The organism is Citrobacter sp. Ce006 (genome assembly GCF_030336535.1).
Lineage (GTDB): Bacteria > Pseudomonadota > Gammaproteobacteria > Enterobacterales > Enterobacteriaceae > Citrobacter > Citrobacter europaeus.
The window spans coordinates 26,158-50,427 of record NZ_JAOWDO010000071.1 but is presented as its reverse complement, the minus strand read 5'-3'; the positions used below and the strand labels follow the sequence as shown (position 1 = coordinate 50,427).

The 24,270-nt window shown below is 53.3% G+C and carries 19 protein-coding genes; 3 read left to right on the top strand and 16 right to left on the bottom strand.

Annotation, left to right across the window (positions count from 1 at the left end; genetic code table 11):
- Positions 1-22: 22 nt before the first annotated feature.
- The 3 genes from queE to OGV94_RS13515 form a co-directional block, all read right to left on the bottom strand.
- Positions 23-694 carry a 7-carboxy-7-deazaguanine synthase QueE gene (queE, locus tag OGV94_RS13525; protein WP_043017395.1) on the bottom strand — a complete coding sequence of 224 codons (672 nt, stop codon included), beginning with the start codon at positions 692-694 and terminating at the stop codon, positions 23-25.
- A gap of 71 nt (positions 695-765) precedes the next feature.
- Positions 766-1,455, bottom strand: coding sequence for an N-acetylmannosamine-6-phosphate 2-epimerase (locus OGV94_RS13520; protein ID WP_047409050.1), 690 nt, complete (start codon positions 1,453-1,455; stop codon positions 766-768).
- A complete protein-coding gene (locus OGV94_RS13515; protein ID WP_075146365.1) occupies positions 1,455-3,011 on the bottom strand; it encodes a maltose/glucose-specific PTS transporter subunit IIC in 1,557 nt (518 codons plus the stop codon). Before OGV94_RS13515 ends, OGV94_RS13520 begins: the two co-directional genes overlap by 1 nt.
- Before the next feature lie 165 nt (positions 3,012-3,176).
- On the opposite strand from OGV94_RS13515, the gene OGV94_RS13510 reads away from it, so the two are divergent.
- On the top strand, positions 3,177-4,001 hold the full coding sequence (locus OGV94_RS13510) for a MurR/RpiR family transcriptional regulator (protein ID WP_043017397.1): 825 nt from the start codon (positions 3,177-3,179) through the stop codon (positions 3,999-4,001).
- Positions 4,002-4,056: 55 nt separating this feature from the next.
- Here the strand turns inward: OGV94_RS13510 and eno are convergent, their stop codons facing one another.
- The 5 genes from eno to rlmD form a co-directional block, all read right to left on the bottom strand.
- Positions 4,057-5,355, bottom strand: coding sequence for a phosphopyruvate hydratase (gene eno / locus OGV94_RS13505; protein WP_003034129.1), 1,299 nt, complete (start codon positions 5,353-5,355; stop codon positions 4,057-4,059).
- 87 nt (positions 5,356-5,442) lie between these two features.
- Entirely contained in the window at positions 5,443-7,080 is a 1,638-nt protein-coding gene (gene pyrG, locus OGV94_RS13500) for a glutamine hydrolyzing CTP synthase (RefSeq protein WP_043017398.1), read from the bottom strand.
- A 350-nt stretch (positions 7,081-7,430) separates the two neighbouring features.
- A complete protein-coding gene (gene mazG, locus OGV94_RS13495; protein WP_043017399.1) occupies positions 7,431-8,222 on the bottom strand; it encodes a nucleoside triphosphate pyrophosphohydrolase in 792 nt (263 codons plus the stop codon).
- Positions 8,223-8,352: 130 nt separating this feature from the next.
- The gene (gene relA, locus OGV94_RS13490) at positions 8,353-10,587 is read right to left on the bottom strand and encodes a GTP diphosphokinase (RefSeq protein WP_043017400.1); all 2,235 of its coding nucleotides are present in this window, start codon (positions 10,585-10,587) and stop codon (positions 8,353-8,355) included.
- A 100-nt stretch (positions 10,588-10,687) separates the two neighbouring features.
- On the bottom strand, positions 10,688-11,986 hold the full coding sequence (gene rlmD, locus OGV94_RS13485; protein ID WP_100194789.1) for a 23S rRNA (uracil(1939)-C(5))-methyltransferase RlmD: 1,299 nt from the start codon (positions 11,984-11,986) through the stop codon (positions 10,688-10,690).
- Positions 11,987-12,043: 57 nt separating this feature from the next.
- On the opposite strand from rlmD, the gene barA reads away from it, so the two are divergent.
- Entirely contained in the window at positions 12,044-14,800 is a 2,757-nt protein-coding gene (gene barA / locus OGV94_RS13480) for a two-component sensor histidine kinase BarA (RefSeq protein WP_047409044.1), read from the top strand.
- A gap of 109 nt (positions 14,801-14,909) precedes the next feature.
- Here barA and OGV94_RS13475 read toward each other — a convergent pair whose 3' ends face one another.
- The 8 genes from OGV94_RS13475 to syd all read right to left on the bottom strand — a co-directional run bounded on the left by OGV94_RS13475 (position 14,910) and on the right by syd (position 23,289).
- The gene (locus tag OGV94_RS13475) at positions 14,910-16,052 is read right to left on the bottom strand and encodes a glycerate kinase (RefSeq protein WP_047409042.1); all 1,143 of its coding nucleotides are present in this window, start codon (positions 16,050-16,052) and stop codon (positions 14,910-14,912) included.
- An 81-nt stretch (positions 16,053-16,133) separates the two neighbouring features.
- On the bottom strand, positions 16,134-17,474 hold the full coding sequence (gene gudD / locus OGV94_RS13470) for a glucarate dehydratase (protein WP_043017404.1): 1,341 nt from the start codon (positions 17,472-17,474) through the stop codon (positions 16,134-16,136).
- 20 nt (positions 17,475-17,494) lie between these two features.
- On the bottom strand, positions 17,495-18,835 hold the full coding sequence (locus OGV94_RS13465) for an enolase C-terminal domain-like protein (protein WP_075145693.1): 1,341 nt from the start codon (positions 18,833-18,835) through the stop codon (positions 17,495-17,497).
- A gap of 2 nt (positions 18,836-18,837) precedes the next feature.
- On the bottom strand, positions 18,838-20,190 hold the full coding sequence (gene gudP, locus OGV94_RS13460; RefSeq protein ID WP_003034105.1) for a galactarate/glucarate/glycerate transporter GudP: 1,353 nt from the start codon (positions 20,188-20,190) through the stop codon (positions 18,838-18,840).
- A 342-nt stretch (positions 20,191-20,532) separates the two neighbouring features.
- Positions 20,533-20,982 carry a flavodoxin gene (locus OGV94_RS13455; protein WP_003034096.1) on the bottom strand — a complete coding sequence of 150 codons (450 nt, stop codon included), beginning with the start codon at positions 20,980-20,982 and terminating at the stop codon, positions 20,533-20,535.
- 18 nt (positions 20,983-21,000) lie between these two features.
- Positions 21,001-21,783, bottom strand: a complete 783-nt coding sequence (gene truC / locus OGV94_RS13450; RefSeq protein ID WP_043017406.1) for a tRNA pseudouridine(65) synthase TruC — start codon at positions 21,781-21,783, stop codon at positions 21,001-21,003.
- Positions 21,783-22,112: a YqcC family protein gene (locus tag OGV94_RS13445; RefSeq protein ID WP_047413389.1), complete on the bottom strand. Its 330-nt coding sequence runs from the start codon at positions 22,110-22,112 to the stop codon at positions 21,783-21,785. Before OGV94_RS13445 ends, truC begins: the two co-directional genes overlap by 1 nt.
- Positions 22,113-22,743: 631 nt before the next feature.
- Positions 22,744-23,289, bottom strand: a complete 546-nt coding sequence (gene syd / locus OGV94_RS13440) for a SecY-interacting protein (protein WP_286523552.1) — start codon at positions 23,287-23,289, stop codon at positions 22,744-22,746.
- Between the two features lie 68 nt (positions 23,290-23,357).
- On the opposite strand from syd, the gene queF reads away from it, so the two are divergent.
- The gene (gene queF, locus OGV94_RS13435) at positions 23,358-24,206 is read left to right on the top strand and encodes an NADPH-dependent 7-cyano-7-deazaguanine reductase QueF (RefSeq protein ID WP_043017408.1); all 849 of its coding nucleotides are present in this window, start codon (positions 23,358-23,360) and stop codon (positions 24,204-24,206) included.
- The last annotated feature ends 64 nt before the right edge of the window (positions 24,207-24,270 follow it).

The window sequence follows — 24,270 nt, the reverse complement described above, 5'->3', positions numbered from 1 at the left end:
CGAAGCGCTCCCGGCACAGTTATCAGGCAATATTCAGATATTTATGAGTTTGCATCGACAGACGCCAGTTTCGCGCAATACAGGTATCAATGCACAAACGCGTCGCATCCTCTTTCTGGCTGATTGGCTGTAAGGCGATGATTCGTGGTTTGTCGTCACTCAACGTTGCCAGCAGTTCATCCAGCGCTTCAATATCGCGAACGCGACCAACCGGATGTTTGATTTCATTCGCGCGCTCCAGCGCCTGCGACAGCACATCATAACCACCGCGCATATTCACCTTCGGCGATACGGTTACCCAGGTATTCGGCGTACAGCGTACTTCGTGGGTACCACTGGTCTCAATCTGGCAGCTAAAGCCGTTCTTTTCCAGCAGGTCAGTCAGCGGCATCAGGTCATGAATGCAGGGCTCGCCGCCAGTGATCACCACGTGACGGGCGGTATAGCCCTGACGCAAAATGACCGCCAGCAGATCTTCGCTGCTCGCCGCGCCCCATTTGTCGCTCTCTTTAGTCTTGGCCAGGATGCTGTACAGGGAGACTTCCCGATCCTCAAGCTTATCCCAGGTGTGTTTGGTATCGCACCAGGCACAGCCAACCGGGCATCCCTGTAAACGAATAAAAATGGCGGGGACGCCGGTAAAGTAGCCCTCGCCTTGCAGGGTCTGGAACATCTCGTTAATCGGGTACTGCATAGCGCTCTCAATATGGGGATAAACGATAATTATCGCAGATCCCCGCCAAAGTATCATGCCCCATCGATGCTTTACGAGGCGATCGCCGCGACAAAGCGTGCCGTTATCTGCTGCGGACGCGTTATAGCCCCCCCAACCACCACGGTATGAGCGCCTAATGCCAGACAACGTGCGGCGCGTTCCGGGGTATCGACGTTTCCTTCCGCTACGACCGGTATGCTGACCGCAGCCAATACCTCACGTAAAAAACCACAGTCGTTTTCCGCCAGCACATGCCCGGCAGTGTCAGCGGTATAGCCGTAAAGCGTGGTGCCCACGCAGTCAAAACCCAGACGCTCAGCTGTCACCGCCTCGTTTACGGTGGCGATATCCGCCATCAGCAGTACGGACGGGTATCGAGCACGGATTTGCGTGACCAGCTCTTCCAGCGTTTGTCCACCAGGGCGCGGGCGCGCTGTCGCATCCAGAGCAATAATTTCCGGTCCAACTGTCATTAGCTCATCCACTTCCCGTAGAGTAGCCGTAATAAACACATCACTGCCCGGATAATCGCGCTTAATAATCCCAATCACCGGCAGGGAGACGCTCTCTTTGATCGCGCGAATATCCACCACACTGTTCGCACGGATACCTACCGCACCGCCCTGGGCTGCCGCCAGCGCCATACGCGACATTATAAACGAACTGTGCAGGGGCTCATTTTCCAGCGCCTGACAGGAGACGATTAATTTACCTTTTAGGGAATCCAGTACAGTTTTCATTACGATAAGATCTCTTCGACTTCGTTTTTAATGATGGTGACATGCGGGCCATAAATCACCTGAACACCGTTACCGCGAATAATTACGCCACGCGCTCCGGTCGCTTTCAGCGTCGCTTCATCTACCTTGCTGCTCTCTTTCACCGTCACGCGTAAGCGTGTGGCGCAACAGTCCACCTCTTCCAGATTATCTTTGCCTCCCAGCCCGGCGATCACTGCCGCTGCTCGCTCACTTTGCGGCAGGCTGGATTCCATCGGAGTTGCGTTTTCACGGCCAGGCGTTAGCCAGTTAAAGCGGTTAATCAAATAGCGGAAGGTGAAGTAGTAAAGAAAGAACCACGGTACCCCCACCAGGGGGACGTACATCCAGTTGGTTTTCGCTTCCCCCTGTAGCACGCCGAAAAGGAGGAAATCGATAAGCCCACCCGAAAAGGTTTGCCCAATAGTGATATGTAAAATATGAGCCATCATAAACGCCAGACCATCGAAGAAGGCGTGAATGACGTATAACACGGGCGCCACAAACAGAAATGAGAACTCGATAGGCTCAGTGATCCCCGTCAGGAAAGAGGTCAGGGCCGCAGACAACAGCAGGCCAGCAACAAGCTTTCTGTTCTCCGGCCTGGCAGTATGGTACATCGCCAGGCATGCACCAAGCAGGCCAAACATCATGGTGATGAAGCGCCCGGACATAAAGCGCGAGGTGCCCGCATAGAACTGCTGCGTATTCGGATCGGCAAGTTGGGCAAAGAAAATCCGCTGCGTACCTTCAACTAACTGGCCGTTGACGATTTCGCTCCCGCCCAGCGCCGTCGTCCAGAAGGGCAAATAAAAGATATGGTGTAAACCCAATGGGCCGAGCATACGCAGGATGAAGCCGTACAGCAGCGTCCCCAGATAGCCTGTCGCATCAACCAGACCACCCAGTCCAAAAATAAGTTTCTGGAAATGCGGCCAAACCACCGTCATGACCGCCCCCACGACTATCGCGGCAAGGGAGCTAATAATCGGCACAAAGCGCGAGCCGCTGAAGAAACCAAGGAACTGAGGGAGTGAGACTTTATTGAAACGGCCATGCAGCGCACAGGTAACCAGGCCAATCACCACCCCACCAAACACACCTGTTTCCAGCGTCTGAATGCCCAGCGTCATCCCCTGGCCTACGGCACCGGGATTTTCGTGTGCCAGCGTTCCGTTGAGCGTCAATAAGGCATTAATGGTGGCATTCATCACCAGAAATGCCAGCAATGCCGCAAGCCCGGCGGTGCCTTTATCCGTTTTCGCCAGTCCTACTGCGACACCCACCGCAAAGAGCACCGACAGGTTGGCAAATACAATAGAACCTGCGCTGGTCATGATTGTGAAGATTGCCTGTAACCAGTCAACGTCCAAAAACGGATAAGCCGTCAATGTGTTTGGATTCGACAGCGCGCCGCCGATCCCTAGCAACAGCCCCGCGGCGGGCAATACCGCAATCGGCAACATGAACGATTTGCCGAACCGCTGTGCCTTTTCAAACCATGCCCCCGACGAGGCGCCGCTAAACATTTGCATCATTTTTTCATCTCCCCGATTGATGATGAAAATTTTTACCATATTAATTTTTAAAAGTGAAAATTATCATCAAAATCCAGGAAGCCGATCATACTTTTTTAAAATGACTGGCATCTCTCCCCTGCTTTCCGCCACACTATCAGCAGAGAAACGCATTAAGGATTTTGCATGTCAGAAAATGAAAACCTGCTGCTGAGATTGCGCCAGAGCGTTGACGGATATAGCCGAACACAGCAGAAGCTGGGAGAGTTTGTACTCAGCGATCCGGCAAAAGTTGTCTACCTGACGATTACCGAACTGGCGCGTGAAAGCGACACCAGCGAGGCGAGCGTTACGCGTCTGTGCCGTACGCTGGGGTGTAAGGGCTACAACGAATTCAAGATGGCGCTGGCACTCGATCTCCAGCAAGAACAGCCGGTAGAGCACTGCGGGGATGAAATTGACAATGTGGTCAATGAATCGGTGCAAGCATTGCAGGACACTGCAAAGTTACTCGACAGGACATTACTTGAAGCCGCCGCCCTTGCGTTGCATCAGGCTCAGTCAGTACAGATTTATGGCGTAGCGGCCAGTGCCATTCTGGGGGAGTATTTACATTACAAACTCCTGCGTCTCGGCAAACCTGCACAATTGTTCAGCGACATGCATCGTGCAGCCATGAATGCCACGACGCTTAACAAAGACACGATCGTGGTAGCGATTTCCAGTTCTGGCTCGACGCGCGATCTGCTGCACGTCGTTAAACTGGCGCGTAAGCAAGGCGTGCGCGTGCTGGCGTTGAGTAATACGCCGCGCAGCCCGTTGGCTTCGCTGAGTGATATTCAACTGGTCGCAGCCAAACCTGAGGGTCCGTTGAGTGCTGGCGCGCTAAACGCCAAGGTGGGAGTGATGCTGTTGGTAGAACTGCTCACCACATCGCTGATTGCGCTGGATGAAAAGTACAGTGATGTGAGCCAGCAAACCGCCAGCGCGACCTTACCACTGCTGCTTTAAAGACATAAAAAAACCCGCCGCAGCGGGTTTTTACGTTAAGAGCTAAAGAACAGGATTACGCCTGGCCTTTGATCTCTTTACGACCGTTGTACGGTGCTTGTTCACCCAGAGCTTCTTCGATACGAATCAGCTGGTTGTATTTAGCAACGCGGTCAGAACGGCTCATAGAACCTGTTTTGATCTGGCCTGCAGCGGTACCAACAGCCAGGTCAGCGATGGTAGCGTCTTCAGTTTCGCCAGAACGGTGAGAGATGACAGCAGTGTAGCCAGCGTCTTTCGCCATTTTGATCGCAGCCAGAGTTTCGGTCAGAGAACCGATCTGGTTGAATTTGATCAGGATGGAGTTAACGATGCCTTTTTCGATGCCTTCTTTCAGGATCTTGGTGTTGGTTACGAACAGATCGTCACCAACCAGCTGGATTTTGTCGCCCAGTACTTTAGTCTGGTATGCAAAACCGTCCCAGTCAGACTCGTCCAGACCATCTTCGATGGACACGATCGGGTACTGTTTGGTCAGTTCTTCCAGGAAGTGGGTGAATTCTTCGGAGGTGAATGCTTTGTTGCCTTCGCCAGCCAGAACGTATTTACCGTCTTTGTAGAATTCAGAAGCTGCACAGTCCATCGCCAGGGTGATGTCTTTGCCCAGCTCGTAGCCAGCTGCTTTTACCGCTTCAGCGATTACAGCCAGAGCTTCAGCGTTGGAACCCAGGTTCGGCGCGTAGCCGCCTTCGTCACCAACAGCAGTGTTCATACCTTTAGCTTTCAGAACTTTAGCCAGGTTGTGGAACACTTCAGAACCCATACGAACGGCTTCTTTCAGAGTCTTAGCGCCAACCGGCTGAATCATGAATTCCTGGATGTCGACGTTGTTGTCAGCGTGCTCACCACCGTTGATGATGTTCATCATCGGAACCGGCATGGAGTATTTACCCGGAGTACCGTTCAGTTCAGCGATGTGTGCATACAGCGGCAGGCCTTTAGCAGCAGCTGCTGCTTTGGCGTTCGCCAGGGACACAGCCAGGATGGCGTTTGCACCGAAGTTGGATTTGTTTTCAGTACCGTCCAGATCGATCATGATCTTGTCGATGCCAGCCTGATCTTTAGCATCTTTACCCAGCAGAGCCTGAGCAATTGGGCCGTTAACAGCTGCAACAGCTTTCAGTACGCCTTTACCCATGAAACGAGATTTGTCGCCATCGCGCAGTTCCAGTGCTTCGCGGGAACCAGTAGAAGCACCTGACGGAGCTGCTGCCATACCAACGAAACCACCTTCCAGGTGTACTTCGGCTTCAACAGTCGGGTTACCACGGGAGTCGATGATTTCACGACCGATGATTTTAACGATTTTGGACATTAGATTTTCCTCAGTACAAGTTAAACTAAAACTCCAGACAAACAATGCACCCGAATGGGTGCATTGCCGTTCTAACTTATTTACTTCTTACTTCGCCTGACGCTTCTGATGTTCACTGGCGGCTTTCACAAAGCCGGCAAACAGCGGGTGCCCATCACGTGGCGTGGAAGTAAATTCCGGGTGGAACTGACAGGCCACGAACCACGGATGATTCGGTACCTCAATGATCTCGACCAACTGATCATCACCGGAACGGCCTGCAATACGCAGACCCGCAGCTTCAATCTGTTTCAACAGCATATTGTTGACTTCGTAACGGTGGCGATGGCGTTCAACGATAGTCGGCGTACCATATAACTTACGCACCAGACTCTCATCGTCCAACTGACACTGCTGCGCGCCAAGGCGCATTGTGCCACCCAGATCGCTCTTCTCGGTACGGACTTCGACGTTGCCGTCTTCATCGCGCCATTCGGTAATCAGGGCCACCACTGGGTACTTACAGTCTGGCACAAATTCCGTGGAGTTGGCGTTGTCCATACCTACTACGTTACGTGCAAACTCAATCAACGCAACCTGCATACCCAGGCAAATGCCCAGATAAGGAATATTGTTCTCACGCGCAAAGCGCGCCGTCGCGATTTTACCTTCAACGCCACGGTAGCCGAAGCCGCCAGGGATCAGGATTGCATCAAGACCTTTCAGGATCTCAACGCCGCGCGTTTCAACATCTTGCGAATCGATCAGCTTGATATTGACGGTGACACGATTCTTCAGACCACCGTGCTTCAGCGCTTCGATAACTGACTTATAGGCATCTGGCAGTTCAATGTACTTGCCAACCATACCGATAGTCACTTCGCCTGCCGGATTCGCTTCTTCATAGATAACCTGTTCCCATTCTGACAGATTAGCTTCCGGACAGTTCAAGCTGAATCGTTTACAAATATAATCGTCAAGGCCCTGGGATTTCAACAGGCCCGGAATTTTATAGATGGAATCGACATCTTTCAGAGAAATCACCGCTTTTTCCGGAACGTTACAGAACAATGCAATTTTCGCACGTTCATTAGCCGGAACTGCGCGATCGGAGCGGCAAATCAGGATATCTGGCTGAATACCGATAGAAAGCAGCTCTTTTACCGAGTGCTGGGTCGGTTTAGTTTTGACTTCACCTGCCGCCGCCATGTACGGAACCAGCGTCAGATGCATAAACAGCGTGTGCTCACGGCCAATTTCTACGGCCATCTGGCGAATCGCTTCAAGGAACGGCAGAGATTCGATATCCCCAACGGTTCCGCCGATTTCGACCAGAACAACATCATGACCTTCGCCGCCTTCCAGAACGCGTTCTTTAATCGCATTCGTGATGTGCGGGATAACCTGAACGGTAGCGCCCAGGTAGTCGCCACGGCGTTCTTTACGCAGAACGTCGGAATAAATACGACCCGTGGTGAAGTTGTTGCGGCGGCTCATTTTAGTACGGATGAAACGCTCATAGTGACCCAGGTCCAGGTCGGTTTCAGCGCCGTCTTCGGTAACGAACACTTCCCCGTGTTGGATTGGGCTCATAGTACCTGGATCGACGTTGATGTACGGATCCAGTTTCATCATGGTCACATTGAGGCCACGGGCTTCAAGAATGGCTGCCAGGGAGGCTGCGGCAATGCCTTTTCCCAGAGAGGATACGACCCCGCCGGTCACAAAAATATAGTTCGTTGTCATGCTGGACCTGAGAAGTTAGGGTGAAACGATGGAATTACCAAGACGGGAAAGTAGTATACCCGAACATGACGAGCGCCACAAACTTTCATTATTCCCTCTCCTTCGTTCTTCAAGCCGCACCGGTGTTGGCTTCCTTCACTCACCCCAGTCACATAGCATTTCTATGTTCCTGAGGATTCTTTCAGTCGCCGCCTTGTTGCGACTCGAATCACTCGAAGAGGCAGTATACAAGGTGTTTCATCAACATAACGGGAAGAGAAAATAGCCTCTTTTGGGTAAATGTTTTTGACGTAAATCAAGCGCTTGTTATTTAAAAAATCACACAAATCGCCCTTGACCGACGAAATCCCTTAGAGATCAATTTCCTGCCGTTTTACCTGTTGCCAGACTTCTTCCATAGTTTCCAGATCAACACCAGTCATTTCCAGACCGCGAGCAGCCACAATTCGCTCAACCTCACGAAAACGCCGCTCAAATTTCTCGTTCGCTTTTTGCAATGCGGTCTCTGCTTTGGTGCCTAAATGCCGGGCCATATTGACCGTAGCAAACAGCAGATCGCCCATTTCCTCCTCCAGTTTAGCCTGGTCGACAACAGCCTGCTTCGCCTCAAACATGACTTCGTCGATCTCTTCGTAAACCTTGTCGACAACCGGCCCTAATGTTTTCCAGTCGAATCCAACATTTGAGCAACGTTTCTGGATTTTTTGGGCGCGCATTAATGCCGGTAAACTACGGGGGATATCGTCGAGCGCGGAATGCTGCGCCTTCTCGGCGCGTTCTTCGCTTTTGATTTGCTCCCAGCGGGTCAATACCTCAGTGCTGTTACTGGCAGAAACATCCGCAAAAACATGCGGGTGGCGGCGTTCAAGCTTATCGCTTATCGCAGCACAGATATCATCAAAGTTGAAGCGCCCTTCTTCCTGCGCCATCTGGGCGTAAAACACCACCTGGAACAGCAGATCACCCAACTCTCCACGCAGGTCGTCGAAATCTTCTCGCGCAATCGCGTCCAGCACTTCATAAGTTTCTTCGAGGGTGTAAGGGGCAATAGTGGCAAATGTCTGCTCTTTGTCCCACGGACAGCCGTTTTCCGGGTCGCGCAGGCGCTGCATAATACCGAGCAGTCGGTCGATTTGATTCATTGGAATATCCTGAAATTTCAATACGGTAGGCCGGATAAGGCGATAGCCTACATCCGGCAACATGGCAATGCCTGATGGCAACGCTAACGCGTTTTATCAGGCCTACAAGATTATCCGGCCTACAAAATAATTAATTACCGTGCAGACGACGTGCGTCGATCACGTCCGGTACCTGGTTCAGCTTGCCAAGCACGCGACCGAGCACCTGCAGGTTATAGATTTCGATGGTCATATCGATGGTAGCAAGCTGTTGTTTGGTATCACTCCGGCTGGCAACCCCCAGTACGTTCACCTTCTCGTTGGCAAGGATCGTGGTGATATCACGCAATAAGCCGCTGCGATCGTTCGCCTGGACGCGAACCACCAGCGAATATCCTGCCGAGTAGCTTTCGCCCCAAACTGCATCAACAATACGTTCCGGCGCATGCGAGCGCAGCTCAGTCAGCTGTTCGCAATCCGCCCGGTGTACGGAAATACCGCGGCCCTGAGTGATAAAACCGACAATTTCATCGCCAGGAATCGGCTGGCAGCAGCGCGCGATGTGGTGCATCAGGTTACCCACCCCTTCAACCACCACGCGACCGTCGTCTTTACGGCGGCTCTGCGGCGCCTGCGTTTTCTGCTGAAGCTGTTTCAGCGCGGCGGCATCCTGTTCGGCAGCGCTTGGCTTATTAAACTGCGCCTGCAGGAAGTTCACCATCTGGTTGAGGCGGATATCGCCCCCGCCAATCGCTGCCAGCAACTCCTCCAGCTCATTGAAGCTGTAGCGCGGCAGCAGGTGTTTTTCCGCTTCTTTCAGGCTAATGCCTAAATGCGCGAGCTCATCGTCAAGGATCTGACGGCCAGCAAGGATGTTTTTGTCGCGGTCCTGTTTACGGAACCAGGCGTGGATCTTCGAGCGCCCACGACTGGTGGTCACGTAGCCGAGGTTAGGGTTCAACCAGTCGCGGCTTGGGTTTGGCTGCTTCTGGGTGATAATTTCAATTTGATCGCCCATCTGCAACTGGTAGGTAAACGGTACAATGCGTCCGCCAATTTTCGCGCCAATGCAACGGTGTCCCACATCGCTGTGAATGTGGTAAGCAAAATCGAGCGGCGTGGAGCCCGCCGGTAAGTCCACAACATCACCTTTTGGCGTAAAGACGTACACGCGATCATCAAAGACCTGGCTGCGGACTTCATCCAGCATTTCACCGGAATCCGCCATCTCTTCCTGCCAGGCGATCAGCTTACGCAGCCATGCAATACGATCTTCATGACCAGAACGCGCCGCGCCTGAAACGGTGCCCTCTTTGTATTTCCAGTGTGCCGCGACGCCCAGTTCGGCATCTTCGTGCATCTGTTTGGTACGGATCTGAATTTCGATGGTTTTCCCGCCCGGCCCCAGTACAACCGTATGGATTGACTGGTAGCCGTTAGGTTTCGGATTAGCAACGTAATCATCGAACTCATCCGGCAGATGGCGATAGTGAGTATGTACTATCCCCAACGCGGCGTAGCAGTCCTGTAGACGCTCGGCCACGATACGCACCGCGCGCACATCGAACAGTTCATCGAAGGCTAACTGCTTTTTCTGCATTTTGCGCCAGATGCTGTAGATGTGTTTCGGACGTCCGTACACTTCGGCTTTGACGCCTTCCGTTTTCATCTCTGAGCGCAAATGACCGACGAACTCATCGATGTAATGCTCCCTGTCGATACGACGTTCATGCAGCAGCTTGGCTATACGTTTGTATTCAGCCGGGTGCAGGTAACGGAAGCAGTAATCTTCCAGCTCCCATTTTAACTGCCCAATGCCCAAACGGTTGGCCAGCGGCGCATAGATATTGGTGCACTCTTTTGCCGCCAGAACGCGTTCATCTTCCGGCGCGTCTTTCACTTCTCGCAGATGGGCAATCCGCTCCGCCAGCTTGATGACCACGCAGCGAAAATCGTCCACCATAGCCAGCAGCATGCGGCGGACGTTATCGACCTGCTCGGAAGAGACTGAATCGGTATGCGTGGCTTTAAGCTGGCGTATTGCCGCCATATCCCGCACGCCGTGGATAAGATGAACAATGGATTTACCCACGCTCTCGCGCAGGATGTCTTCACTGACCACGTTGGCATCTGCCAGAGGGAACAGCATTGCTGCGCGCAGCGTGTCGATATCCATGCTCAACATGGAGAGTATTTCTACCATCTCCACGCCACGCCACAGCAGCAGCTCCGCATCAGGGTGACCCTGTGTCTGCTGCTGGCAGTACGCCCAGGTTTCGGCTAAGCGTTCACACGACTGCTGGCTGGAGATCCCCAGACTCGCGATCCATTTCTTTGGATCAAACTCACCAGCTTTATTTATATGTGCACTTCTTACCGCAACCATTGTCCTCTCCTTAAGGGGCCAGGCCTGTCGAAGTCGACAAGCCATACCCATTGTCTTTCATGCTGCGTTACAACCCGAAATTCAATGGGTACAAAATTCATTACATACGCTCAAACAGGACCATTGATTCCAGGTGTCCAGTGTGCGGGAACATATCGAGCATCGCCAGTCGCCGTATGGCATATCCCGCATTGAGCAAAGCGTCGCTGTCACGAGCCAGCGTTGCCGGATTACAGGATACATAAACAACGCGTATAGGTTCCAATTTTATAATATGTTGCATCACACCTGCAGCCCCCGCACGCGCAGGATCGAGCAATACTTTGTCGAATCCGTTTTTCGCCCATGGCTGCCGGGTAACATCTTCCTCAAGGTTTTCATGAAAGAATGTCACATTGTGCAAACCGTTATTCAGCGCGTTTTCACGGCCTTTTTCCACCAGCGCAGGCACCCCTTCCACGCCCACCACGCTTGCTGCCCGGGTGGCCAGCGGCAGGGTAAAATTTCCCATTCCGCAGAACAGATCGAGTACGCGATCTTCTGGTTGCACATCGAGCCATTCCAGCGCACGGGCAACCATTTGTTGGTTTACCCCTTCGTTGACCTGAATAAAATCACGCGGGCTGAAGGTTAACCGTAGCCCATTTGAGTCATACCAGGGCGATTCTTCTGATAATGATTCCAGTATCTCGCTTTGCGGGGCCAGAAACATAGACAGCCCCTGAGAATGCGAAAAGCATTCCAGTTTTTCTTTATCCGCCGCACTCAAAGGCGCCGTGTGGCGTAAAATCATCAGGGTTCCGCTCCCTGCCTGCACCAGCTCGACATGACCAAGATGGCGTAACCCTTGCAGACTTTCCAGGCATGCCCTGATGTGGGGCAATAACGCGTCAAGCTGGGGCACCAAAATAGGGCATTGTTTGACATCAATAATGTCGCTGGAGCCGGATTTGCGGAATCCCATCTGCAACTTTTGTTCTTTTGGCCGATAGTTCAGGCTTAACCTGGCACGACGACGATAGCCCCACGGGGTATCAGCTATAACATCCGACACTTCACATTTCATTAAACGCGACAACGCCGCGCTTTTGCTACGCTGCTGCAACGAGATGCTGGCATGCTGTTGCTGGCAACCGCCACACACGCCAAAATGCGGACAACGTGGCACTTCACGCTGCGGGCTGTCGTTTAAACGTCGTTTTACTTGCGCGCGGGCGAACTGTTTTTTATCTTCGGTAATGACTACCTCGGCGCTTTCCTGAGGCAGCAATTCCGGTATAAACAACGCCTTTCCGTCGTGGCGAGCGACGCCCTGACCGAAAGGATCAAGGTCATTGACGGTAACGGTTATGATCTGACGCGTCGTCACGCGTCGTTTTGCAGAGTAGAATTGCGCCATCGACGAGATATTTCTCTATTTAACAGTGTGACCCTAATTGTCCCATAACGGAACTCCATGACCAACTACAGCCTGCGCGCACGCATGATGATTCTGATCCTGGCCCCGACCGTCCTGATTGGTTTGCTGCTCAGTATCTTTTTTGTTGTGCATCGCTATAACGACTTGCAGCGTCAACTGGAAGATGCTGGCGCCAGCATCATTGAGCCACTCGCGGTTTCCAGCGAATATGGCATGAACCTGCAAAACAGGGAATCCATCGGCCAACTTATCAGCGTGCTGCATCGTCGCCATTCCGATATCGTGCGGGCAATTTCTGTCTATGACGAGAACAACCGACTGTTCGTCACATCCAATTTTCATCTCGATCCGTCTGAAATGCAGTTGGCGACGGGTTCACCATTCCCCCGTAAGCTGAGCGTCACCCGGCTCGGGGATATCATGATCCTGCGAACACCCATTATATCGGAAAGCTATTCGCCGGATGAATCCGCCGTCAGCGACGCCAAAAATACGCAAAACATGCTGGGGTACGTGGCGCTTGAGCTGGACCTCAAGTCAGTGCGATTGCAGCAGTATAAAGAGATCTTTATCTCCAGCGTAATGATGTTGTTTTGCATCGGTATTGCGCTAATTTTTGGCTGGCGTCTGATGCGCGACGTGACCGGCCCGATTCGCAATATGGTGAATACCGTTGACCGAATACGTAGAGGACAGCTCGACAGCCGCGTGGAAGGTTTCATGCTGGGCGAGCTGGATATGCTCAAAAATGGCATCAACTCGATGGCGATGTCTCTCGCGGCTTACCATGAAGAGATGCAGCACAACATCGATCAGGCCACCTCTGATCTGCGCGAAACCCTGGAGCAGATGGAAATCCAGAACGTCGAACTGGATTTGGCGAAGAAACGCGCCCAGGAAGCGGCGCGTATTAAGTCTGAGTTTCTGGCTAACATGTCGCACGAGCTGCGTACCCCGCTGAATGGTGTGATTGGCTTCACCCGTCTGACGCTAAAAACCGAGCTCAATACCACACAGCGCGATCACCTGAATACGATTGAGCGTTCGGCCAATAATCTGCTGGCCATCATCAATGATGTGCTCGACTTCTCCAAACTGGAGGCCGGCAAGCTGATTCTGGAAAGCATCCCGTTCCCGCTGCGCAGCACGCTGGATGACGTCGTCACGCTGTTAGCGCACTCATCCCATGATAAAGGACTTGAGCTGACGCTGAATATTAAGAATGACGTGCCGGACAACGTCATCGGCGACCCGCTGCGCTTACAGCAGGTGATCACTAACCTGGTCGGCAATGCCATCAAATTTACCGAAGGCGGCAATATCGATATTCTGGTTGAGAAACGCGCCCTCAGTAACACGAAAGTGCAGATTGAAGTACAAATCCGCGATACCGGGATTGGTATCCCTGAGCGCGATCAGTCACGCCTGTTCCAGGCCTTCCGCCAGGCGGATGCCAGTATTTCCCGACGCCACGGCGGGACGGGGCTGGGTTTGGTGATTACGCAAAAACTGGTCAACGAAATGGGCGGGGATATCTCCTTCCACAGCCAACCGAACCGGGGATCCACGTTCTGGTTCCATATCAGCCTCGATCTCAATCCTAACGTTCTCGTTGATCGCTCAACCACGCTCTGTCTGGCCGGTAAACGACTGGCCTACGTCGAACCTAACGCCACAGCCGCGCAATGCACGTTAGATATCTTGAGTGAAACGCCGCTGGAGGTGATTTACAGCCCTTCGTTCTCCGGGCTGCCGAAGGATCACTACGATATTCTGCTGCTCGGCATTCCGGTCACGTTACGCGAACCGCTCACCATGCAGCATGAGCGGTTGGCAAGCGCTGCGGCGATGACCGACTTTTTGTTACTGGCCCTGCCTTGCCATGCGCAGATTAACGCAGAGAAGTTAAAACAAGGCGGCGCGGCGGCGTGTCTGTTGAAACCTCTCACCTCAACCCGCTTACTGCCTGCGCTGACAGAGTATTGTGAGTTGAACCACCGCGCAGATCCGCTGCTGTTAGACGAGAGCAAAATCGCGATGACCGTCATGGCGGTGGACGACAACCCGGCGAACCTCAAGCTGATTGGCGCACTGCTGGAAGATAAAGTGCAGCACGTGGTGCTCTGCGACAGCGGACATCAGGCAGTGGATCGCGCCAAACAGATGCAGTTTGATCTGATCCTGATGGATATTCAAATGCCAGACATGGACGGTATTCGCGCCTGCGAACTGATCCACCAGCTTCCTCATCAACAGCAGACGCCGGTCATTGCGGTCACCGCGCATGCCATGGCTGGGCAGAAAGAGAAGCTGCTCAGCGCCGGGATGAACGATTACCTGGCGAAGCCTATCGAAGAAGATAAGCTGCATAATCTGCTGTTACGCTACAAACCCGGCGCAAGCTCATCGCTTCGGGCGCTCGCGGTTGAACCTGTTGAGCCGGTCGTCAATCCAAATACCACACTCGACTGGCAACTGGCATTAAGACAAGCCGCAGGTAAAAACGATTTGGCGCGCGACATGCTGCAAATGCTGCTCGATTTTCTGCCCGAAGTGCGGAACAGAATTGAAGAACAGCTGGTAGGTGAAAACCCGGAAGGGCTGGTAGATATGATCCACAAGCTGCACGGCAGCTGCGGCTATAGCGGCGTTCCCCGTATGAAAAACCTGTGTCAGCTTATTGAGCAGCAATTACGTAGCGGAACCAAAGAAGAAGAGCTGGAGCCTGAGTTTTTAGAGCTTCTGGATGAAATGGACAACGTTGCACGCGAAGCGAAACGGATATTGGGGTGATATTCGCCGGATGCGGCGTAAACGCCTTATCCGGCCTACAGGTTTCGCTGTTTACCGTAGGCCCGATAAGCGTCGCGCATCGGGCACATCGCCGAATGCGGCTAACAATTCAGCGTAATTGTTGCCCTGCTTTGAGCGTTGCAGCCACGTTTCTCGCCGTCATTCGCACGTTCTCGCTCGCGTTCTTTAGCGCTTCATCCAGCGTACAAATGGTATAGATGACGCTGAAAACCGCATCCAGCCCATGCTCGTGTACCACACCAACATCGGCCGTCAGGCTACCGGCAATGCCGATAACCGGTTTATTGTAACGCTTTGCCACCTTCGCTACGCCAACCGGAACCTTACCGTGAATGGTCTGGCTGTCGATACGTCCTTCGCCCGTGACCACTAAGTCCGCATCCGCAACGCAGTCGTCGAGGTGTAACGCATCCGTCACCACCTCAATACCGCAGCGTAGCTGTGCGCCACAAAACGCATACAGCGCCGCCCCCATGCCGCCAGCCGCGCCACCGCCCGCCAGCTCCAGCACGTTGATGTCCAGATCGCGGGCAATGAGTTGGGCATAGTGCGTGAGCGCCCGATCAAGGCGGGTAATCATCTCCGGCGTTGCCCCTTTTTGCGGGCCAAATACCGCAGAGGCCCCCTCTTCACCGGTCAACGGATTAGTCACGTCGCAGGCCACTTCAATACGACACGCGGCAAGTCGTTGGTCTAACTGAGAGATATCAATCCGGGCGAGCGATTCGAGGCCAGCCCCGCCATGAGCAATATCGTTATTTTGCGCATCCAGCAATTTAGCTCCCAGCGCTTGCACCATCCCGGCACCGCCATCATTGGTGGCGCTACCGCCAATCCCAATAATGATATGCTCAACGCCAGCGTCCAGCGCATGGCGGATTAGCTCCCCGGTTCCCCAGGAGGTGGTTTTCAACGGATCGCGTAAATCAGCAGGAACCTGCTCCAGTCCGCTGGCGGCCGCCATTTCGATAAACGCCGACCGCTCATCACCGGACAAACCATAAAATGCCTGAATTGTGTTGCCCAGAGGGCCGGTAACATCAACATGCACAAGGTGGCCTTGCGTTGCGGCAACCATCGCTTCGACCGTTCCTTCACCGCCGTCCGCGACTGGGATTTTCACGTAATCCGCCTCAGGCCAGATCTCACGAAATCCCAGCTCAATAGCCGTTGCCACTTCAAGCGCACTCAAACTTTCCTTATAGGAATCCGGTGCGATTACTATTTTCATAAAGCATCCTTACGCATGTTGACTGTGTTAAGCATATACCAGGATAAAAACCGCCCCTTCATGGGAGCGGTCCCAGCTCGCTTAGCGTACCATGCACGGACGCTTATTATCAAACGTCCAGTTCGGGATCAGATACTGCATCCCCATCGCATCATCACGCGCCCCCAGCCCATGTTGCTGATACAACTCGTGAGCTTTCATGACCTGATCCATATCCAGCTCCACGCCCAGACCCGGTTTCGCCGGTACCTGTACCATGCCGCCTTTGATTTCAAATGGCTCTTTGGTCAGGCGTTGATTGCCTTCCTGCCAGATCCAGTGCGTATCGATCGCGGTAATTTTGCCCGGAGCCGCCGCCGCGACATGCGTAAACATCGCCAGCGAAATATCAAAGTGGTTGTTAGAGTGCGAGCCCCAGGTCAACCCAAACTCATGGCACATCTGCGCCACACGAACCGACCCTTGCATGGTCCAGAAGTGCGGGTCCGCCAGCGGGATATCCACGGACTGTAACGACAGCGTATGCCCCATCTGACGCCAGTCGGTGGCGATCATGTTGGTGGCGGTCGGCAGACCGGTTGCACGACGGAATTCCGCCATGACTTCACGACCAGAGAACCCCTGCTCAGCGCCGCAAGGATCTTCCGCATAAGCCAGAGTTCCTTTCAGGTACTTACCAATTTTAATCGCTTCATTTAACGACCATGCGCCATTGGGATCGAGCGTGACGCGCGCCTGTGGAAAGCGTTTCGCCAGCGCCACAATAGATTCCGCTTCTTCTTCTCCGGCCAATACGCCGCCTTTCAGCTTGAAGTCGTTGAAACCATATTTCTCATACGCCGCTTCCGCCAGGCGCACCACTGCATCCGGGGTCATCGCCTCTTCATGACGCAGGCGATACCAGTCGCATTTCTCATCCGGTTGGCTCTGATACGGCAGCGGTGTCGCGTTGCGGTTGCCGACGAAGAACAGGTAACCCAACATTTCAACTTCGCTACGCTGTTGGCCTTCGCCCAGCAATGAAGCGACGTTGACGCCCAGATGCTGGCCCAGCAGATCCAACATGGCCGCTTCGATCCCGGTAACCACATGAATAGTGGTACGTAAATCGAAGGTCTGCAAACCACGTCCACCGGCATCACGATCGGCAAAGGTATTGCGGACCGCATTCAGTACGTTTTTGTATTCGCCTAACGTTTTGCCTACAACCAGCGGAATGGCATCTTCCAGGGTCTGACGAATTTTTTCGCCGCCGGGTATCTCACCCACGCCGGTATGACCGGAGTTATCTTTAATAATTACAATATTACGCGTGAAGAACGGGGCATGTGCGCCGCTCAGGTTCATCAGCATGCTGTCATGGCCTGCCACCGGAATAACCTGCATGGAAGTCACGACGGGAGTAGTAAATTGTGCGCTCATGATTAAGTCCTTATTCAAAATTAGTGGCGGCCGAAAACAGGACGTTTACGGTCAAAAGTCCATCCGGGGATCAGATACTGCATTGGGCCTGCGTCATTACGCGCGCCGCCGGGCAGCGCCTTATAGGCTTCATGCGCTTTTTGTACCTGTTCCCAGTCCAGTTCCACGCCCAGGCCGGGCGCGTCGGGTACCGCAATTTTTCCGTTTTTAATCTCCAGCGGATTTTTGGTCAGGCGACAATCTCCCTCCTGCCAGATCCAGTGGGTGTCGATAGCCGTCGGGTTGCCCGGCGCGGCGGCGCCGACGTGAGTGAACATCGCCAATGAAATATCAAAATGATTGTTCGAGTGGCAGCCCCAGGTCAGTCCCCAGTCATCGCATAACTGTGCCACGCGCACCGCGCCGGAAAGGGTCCAGAAATGCGGATCGGCCAGCGGAATATCTACTGAGTTCAGCATCACCGCATGGCCCATCTCACGCCAGTTGGTGGCTATCATGTTCGTTGCTATCGGCAGACCGGTCGCGCGGCGGAACTCGGCCATCACTTCACGCCCCGAAAAACCCTGTTCAGCGCCGCACGGATCTTCGGCGTAGGTCAGAACATCGTTCAGCCCTTTACACAGAGAGATGGCTTCATCCAGCAGCCAGGCGCCGTTGGGATCGACCGTAATACGCGCATCCGGGAAGCATTTTTTCAACGCGCGAGCGGTGTCGATTTCCTGCTCGCCAGGCAGCACGCCGCCTTTAAGTTTGAAATCTTTAAAACCGTAGCGATCCTGCGAAGCCTGAGCCAGACGCACCACCGCCTCACTGTTCATCGCTTGCTGGTGACGCAGGTGATACCACTCATGGTTACCCGGCGTGCTTTCCAGATACGGCAGATCGGTTTTGCTGCGATCGCCTACATAGAACAGATAGCCGAGCACGGTGACCGCATCGCGCTGTTTGCCAGGCCCTAACAATTCACAGACCGGCACGTTCAGCGCCTTGCCCAGCAGGTCGAGCAGCGCGGCTTCCAGCGCCGCCACCGCGTTGACCCGTAGTTCAAAGGTCCAGGCGCCTTTGCCGAAAGTGTCAAAATCAGCGGCCTGATTGCCTTTATGCACCTGCTGAACCACCTTATTCAGGCGTGCGACCTCCTGGCCTAACACTTGTGGAATCGCCTCAACCAGCGTCTGATAAATCACTTCACCGCCCGGCGCTTCACCAACCCCGGTATTGCCGGCGTTATCGGTGAGCACCACGATATTGCGGGTAAAGTATGCGTTATGCGCCCCGCCTATATTGAGCAGCATGCTGTCATGCCCGGCCACCGGGATGACCTTCATATCGGTAATAACGGGACTCGATTGTGTTGTCATCATCATTGTCCTGCGACAGGTTTCAGTTCGATACGTTTAATATCACCCACCAGCACCAGATAGCTCACTACCGCAATCAGCGCATGCACCCCGACGTAAATCAACGCGCCGTTAAATGAGCCGGTGGTCCCTACGATGTAGCCGATAGCAATTGGCGTGACAATCCCGGAGATGTTGCCAAACATATTGAACAGACCGCCGCTCAGACCGCTGATCTCTTTTGGCGCGGTATCCGCCATCACCGCCCATCCCAACGCACCGATGCCTTTACCGAAGAAGGCCAGCGCCATAAAGCCGATGATCATCCACTCCACGTTGACGTAGTTACAGAACACCATCACCATCGACAACAGCATACCCAGCACGATTGGCGTTTTACGGGCGATATTTAGCGAGCCGGTACGGCGCATCAGCCAGTCGGAAATAATGCCGCCGAGCACGCCGCCTGCGAATCCGCATATGGCCGGGACCGAGGCAACAAAACCGGCTTTCAAAATCGACATGCCCCGCGCCTGTACCAGATAAACCGGGAACCAGGTGATAAAGAAGTAGGTCAACGCGTTTATGCAGTATTGGCCGATGTAAATACCGATCATCATCCGTGAACCCAACAGTTGCTTGATCTGCCCCCACTTCACGCTGAACGGTACTTTGGCTTTGGCGGCCGCCTGATCCATGTTGATCAGCGCCCCGCCTTCGGCAATGTACTCCAGCTCTTTTTGGTTTACACCCGGATGCTGATTCGGTTCATGAATCACCTTCAGCCAGATAAAGCTGATAACAATCCCAAGACCGCCCATAAAGAAGAACACGTGCGACCAGCCCACTTCGTGAGTCAGCCACCCCATGATTGGCGCGAAGATAACGGTGGCAAAGTATTGCGCAGAGTTAAAGATAGCGACCGCCGTGCCCCTTTCCTGCGCAGGGAACCACGCCGCCACAATCCGACTGTTGCCGGGGAAGGAGGGTGCTTCAGCTAGCCCCACGAGGAAGCGCAGGGTAAACAGCGCAACGATAATGCCGAAGCCGCTGAAGATATCAACGAAGCCCTGCAGCAGAGTAAACATGGACCAGATAAAGATGGACCAGAAGTAGACGCGTTTTGAACCGAAGCGGTCGAGCAGCCAGCCGCCGGGGATCTGGCCGATAACATAGGCCCATGAGAAAGCGGAGAATACATACCCCATACCTACGGCATCCAGGCCAATGTCTTTGGCCATCTCCGAACCGGCAATGGATAAGGTGGCGCGATCGCCGTAGTTGAAGGATGTGACGATAAACAGCATCACCACTATCCAGTAGCGAGCGTTAGTGCGTTTTTCCGCGCTGCTCGCCGCCTGACTTAATGAACTCATTGTTGCACTCCTGAATCTTGGCTGTCGCCAGTTCATTCTGTACAGCACCTGTAGGGTGATCAGAATGAGAGGTTAGTGTGTGGCAGTTTTGGTACAGCTCAGGGCCGTTTTATTCTGACTCGCTGCCTTTTCGGGAACTGACGGGAAAAGTATATGAAGGAGTGCCACTGACCCTCACCGTGCATGAACACAACATTAGAGAGGCAGTGAGAAGTTGTTTGGGGCATAAGCCCAAAGCAGTGGAAGTTAGTTCACGTAATTGGGGTTTTATTGCCGGGTGGCGGCTGCGCCAGACCCGGCCTACGGTTCAAATGGGGATTGAATGCCCGTGCAGGCGAAGGGTTATTTAAGCAAGGTTCCCCAGTTTTCTACCCAGGGATTAGATTCGCTTTCCGGTTCAGGATGTTCGCTGGCGTCAATCAGCAGCATTTCACCTACGCGTTGAGCGCTTTGCTCCTGCAACAGCGCATCGAACTGCTTACCGCCATTGCAAAAATTAACGTAGCTACTGTCGCCCAGCGCAATGACCCCGTAATGCAGATTTGGCTGGAAACCGAGATTATCTTTGATTCCCTGAAACAGCGGCACAATGCTATCCGGCAGATCGCCCTGCCCGGTCGTTGAGGTCACGACCAGCACATATTTATCCTGATATGCCTGCCAGTCGCTGAGCTCCGGATCTTCGAACACCGTGGCTTTATGACCCTGCGCCGTCAAAATCGCTTCGGCCTCTTCGGCAACCAGCAGTGCGTTTCCATACATCGTGCCGACAAAAATTCCAATTTCCGCCATAACCGTAATCTCCTGGACTTAAGAATCTATTTGCTCATCCTGACCTGACAGCCCGCTGAACTCAACCCTTTCATTCTCAGGGAGAAGTCCGCGCCAGCCAAACTGTGATAGCGCCTGCATCCAGACATCATCCAGCCCGGCGCGAATCACCAGCGGTTCGCCGGTAAAAGGATGAGTCAGCGCAAGCTGGCTGGCGTGCAGCATCAGGCGCTGACAGCCAAAATGCTCTGCGGCGCTGCGGTTTTGCCGCAAATCACCGTGCTTGCTGTCACCGATAATTGGATGGCGCAAGTGTGCCAGATGGCGTCTGAGCTGGTGTTTTCGACCGGTTTTAGGATCCAGCTCCACCAGTCCGTAGCGGGTAGTCGGATAACGCCCGGTCGCTACCGGCATCTCCACCGTCGCCAGACCGCGATAATGGGTGACGGCAGGCTGCGGGCCTTTATCATCACGAGCAAACTTATCGGCGATCTTATCCAGTTCTTCGACTAACGGATAATCCAGCACGGCATCCTCCATCAGCCAGCCACGCACAATCGCATGATAGCGTTTCTGAATTTGATGGTGTTCAAACTGCTGAGACAACAAACGCCCGGCTTCGCTGGACAACCCCATCAGCAGCACGCCGGAGGTCGGCCTGTCGAGTCGGTGGGCGGTAAAAACGTGCTGACCAATCTGGTCGCGTACCGTTTGCATCACCACCACTTTCTCATCCCGGTCGAGCCAACTACGGTGAACTAACCAGCCCGAAGGTTTATTGACTGCGACCAGCCATTCGTCCTGATAGAGGATCTCCAGCATCAGGTGTTATCACTTGTAAACAGCGCATCCAGCTCCTGCAATGCAGTCAGGAGGATGTCGCGTTGCGGATGATCGGCAGCCAGCGCCATTTCGTAATACGGTGCGACGGCAAAAGCCTGTGGAAGCGGCTGCGCGTTATCAATCAGCGTATGCATGCGGGGAATCAATACCCATTGCAGCCATTCAACCGGCTCCATAGTATCCATACAAAAAGGCTGCGTGCTGGTAAACAGATGGTCTGCAGGCTCATCCATCCGCCAGTGATGATGTTCACGCAGTAGCGCTTCAAGCGCGTGTAACTGCTGGCGCACACGGTCATGAGTCGTCATGAAATTAACCTCAATGATGAAAAATCTGGCGCGAAGAATAGCACTAGTGAAGGGAAATAAAAAAAGGGAGCACTGTAAAAACAGTGCTCCCGGTTCGTTTCGCAGCATTCCAGCTACTTTTAGTGCTCCCTGCTCATCCGTGACAACTTTTCCTGTGGTCTTGCGACCGTGTTCATCCTGAACTTTTGCATCCTGCTCACATCACCCCGATGTGAAAACTTCATCCTGAAGTGTCCTGGCCATCCTGACCCGCCGAACATCCTGACCGGCTCTCATTCTCCGTCCTGGAGGTGTCCTTTAACGCATCCAGCGTTTTCCGCTTTGCTTCATCCTGAAGCCTGTCCTTGTAACACCGTCCTGGTGTGTCCTGGCGAAGAGCCATCATCCTGATGTTCTCTTCGTTGTGCGACTCCTTGTCGACAGATATAGAATCGCCTGTTTCGCCTTGTCTTACAAGACGCTTACAGACATACCCTTAAGATTATTTTCGTATGAAAGTTGACATCGAATCATTAACAAACTGAATAATAAGGAATTATCATTTTATCCGTTGATTAAGTCTTCGCTTATTACCTGGCAATGTCCTACAGGGTTTGTAAGAGATCTCTCACAAGGTTCAGGGCAAACTGGATTACAGAACTGGCTTAAGTTGAGTGAGGAATTCCGCAAGTGAGGCCGCCAGCACCTTTCTTTTACGGGTTCCCAGCGTTTCTTTGCACACTTCACCGGACAGATTGCACACCGAAATGACATCGAGCTCATTGTCCTGTGTGGCAATAAAAAGCGTAGGCGATAGTTTGAGGCGCTTTTGCGTGACCAGATGACCAATCAGGTTTTCCTGAACGCGCCTGAAGTCATCTTCACTCCAGGTTTGCAGCAGCGATAACTTTTCATCCGCAAACTGCGCGTGCATGTCCCCGGCAAACTGGGTGGTGTAAAAAGGGTGAACCGCAGGTTGTATCACGATATCAAAGGCCCGTTCAACCGCGTTGAGGTTTTTTTCGCCAACAAAAGGCTGAGGTTGCCAGTAAACCGCATCGTTTGTGGAAGAAATGATGCACGGAGAAGGTACGCCATACAGATCTTCACTGAGCGGCCAGCTGTTGTTTTTTTCATGCCATGCGTCGCAATAACGTGTCGTAAAGGCTGTCAACGCCTGCGCTGTCAATTCGTCCACTGATTTCTCTCTTCACAAAAGCCAGGATACACTTGTCGCATAGTGTATCTGGTTTATGACGGTGAAACATGTCCTCTTATGAAAATCATCAGGCGCTTGATGGCCTGACTCTCGGTAAATCAACGGATTACCGTGACAATTACGATGCCAGCCTGCTGCAGGGCGTCCCGCGCAGCCTGAACCGCGACCCACTGGATTTAAAGGCCGATAATCTGCCTTTTCACGGTGCCGATATCTGGACGCTGTATGAACTGTCGTGGCTGAATGCCAACGGTTTACCGCAGGTCGCAGTCGGTCATGTAGAACTGGATTACACCAGCGTAAATCTGATTGAATCGAAAAGCTTTAAGCTGTACCTGAACAGTTTTAACCAGACGCGTTTTGACTCCTGGGAAGCGGTACGCCAGACGCTGGAAAACGATCTGCGCACTTGTGCTGAGGGCGATGTCAGCGTGGCGCTGTACCGTCTTGACGAACTGGAAGGACAGCCGATTGCCCACTTTAACGGCACCTGTATCGATAATCAGGATATCGTCATCGATAACTACCAGTTCAGCACTGAGTATCTGGAAAACGCCGTGAGCGGTGAAAAAGCGGTGGAAGAGACGCTGGTCAGCCATCTGCTGAAATCTAACTGCCTGATCACCCACCAGCCAGACTGGGGCTCCATACAAATTCAGTATCGCGGACGCAAAATCGACCGGGAGAAGCTGCTGCGTTATCTGGTCTCCTTCCGCCACCATAATGAATTTCACGAGCAGTGCGTGGAGCGCATTTTCAATGACATTCTGCGCTTCTGCCAGCCGGAGAAACTGAGCGTCTACGCGCGCTACACGCGACGTGGCGGTCTGGACATTAACCCATGGCGCACCAACACCGACTTCACTCCGGCAACGGGTCGTCTGGTGCGTCAGTAATCTTTTTTCTCAATTTTGCGTGCCCGATTCCGCGCACAAGGTTGTGAAAGGTCATAAGCCAGGG

Bases quoted from the DNA above. Each gene is read 5' to 3' on its own strand.
- mazG (WP_043017399.1), bottom strand. From the start codon at position 8,222: ATGAATCAAATCGACCGACTGCTCGGTATTATGCAGCGCCTGCGCGAC.
- gudP (WP_003034105.1), bottom strand. From the start codon at position 20,190: ATGAGTTCATTAAGTCAGGCGGCGAGCAGCGCGGAAAAACGCACTAAC.
- OGV94_RS13510 (WP_043017397.1), top strand. From the start codon at position 3,177: ATGTCAGAAAATGAAAACCTGCTGCTGAGATTGCGCCAGAGCGTTGAC.
- eno (WP_003034129.1), bottom strand. From the start codon at position 5,355: ATGTCCAAAATCGTTAAAATCATCGGTCGTGAAATCATCGACTCCCGT.
- relA (WP_043017400.1), bottom strand. From the start codon at position 10,587: ATGGTTGCGGTAAGAAGTGCACATATAAATAAAGCTGGTGAGTTTGAT.
- rlmD (WP_100194789.1), bottom strand. From the start codon at position 11,986: ATGGCGCAATTCTACTCTGCAAAACGACGCGTGACGACGCGTCAGATC.
- queE (WP_043017395.1), bottom strand. From the start codon at position 694: ATGCAGTACCCGATTAACGAGATGTTCCAGACCCTGCAAGGCGAGGGC.
- OGV94_RS13445 (WP_047413389.1), bottom strand. From the start codon at position 22,112: ATGACGACTCATGACCGTGTGCGCCAGCAGTTACACGCGCTTGAAGCG.
- OGV94_RS13520 (WP_047409050.1), bottom strand. From the start codon at position 1,455: ATGAAAACTGTACTGGATTCCCTAAAAGGTAAATTAATCGTCTCCTGT.
- OGV94_RS13455 (WP_003034096.1), bottom strand. From the start codon at position 20,982: ATGGCGGAAATTGGAATTTTTGTCGGCACGATGTATGGAAACGCACTG.
- OGV94_RS13475 (WP_047409042.1), bottom strand. From the start codon at position 16,052: ATGAAAATAGTAATCGCACCGGATTCCTATAAGGAAAGTTTGAGTGCG.
- OGV94_RS13465 (WP_075145693.1), bottom strand. From the start codon at position 18,835: ATGACAACACAATCGAGTCCCGTTATTACCGATATGAAGGTCATCCCG.
- OGV94_RS13515 (WP_075146365.1), bottom strand. From the start codon at position 3,011: ATGATGCAAATGTTTAGCGGCGCCTCGTCGGGGGCATGGTTTGAAAAG.
- gudD (WP_043017404.1), bottom strand. From the start codon at position 17,474: ATGAGCGCACAATTTACTACTCCCGTCGTGACTTCCATGCAGGTTATT.
- queF (WP_043017408.1), top strand. From the start codon at position 23,358: ATGTCCTCTTATGAAAATCATCAGGCGCTTGATGGCCTGACTCTCGGT.
- truC (WP_043017406.1), bottom strand. From the start codon at position 21,783: ATGCTGGAGATCCTCTATCAGGACGAATGGCTGGTCGCAGTCAATAAA.
- pyrG (WP_043017398.1), bottom strand. From the start codon at position 7,080: ATGACAACGAACTATATTTTTGTGACCGGCGGGGTCGTATCCTCTCTG.
- barA (WP_047409044.1), top strand. From the start codon at position 12,044: ATGACCAACTACAGCCTGCGCGCACGCATGATGATTCTGATCCTGGCC.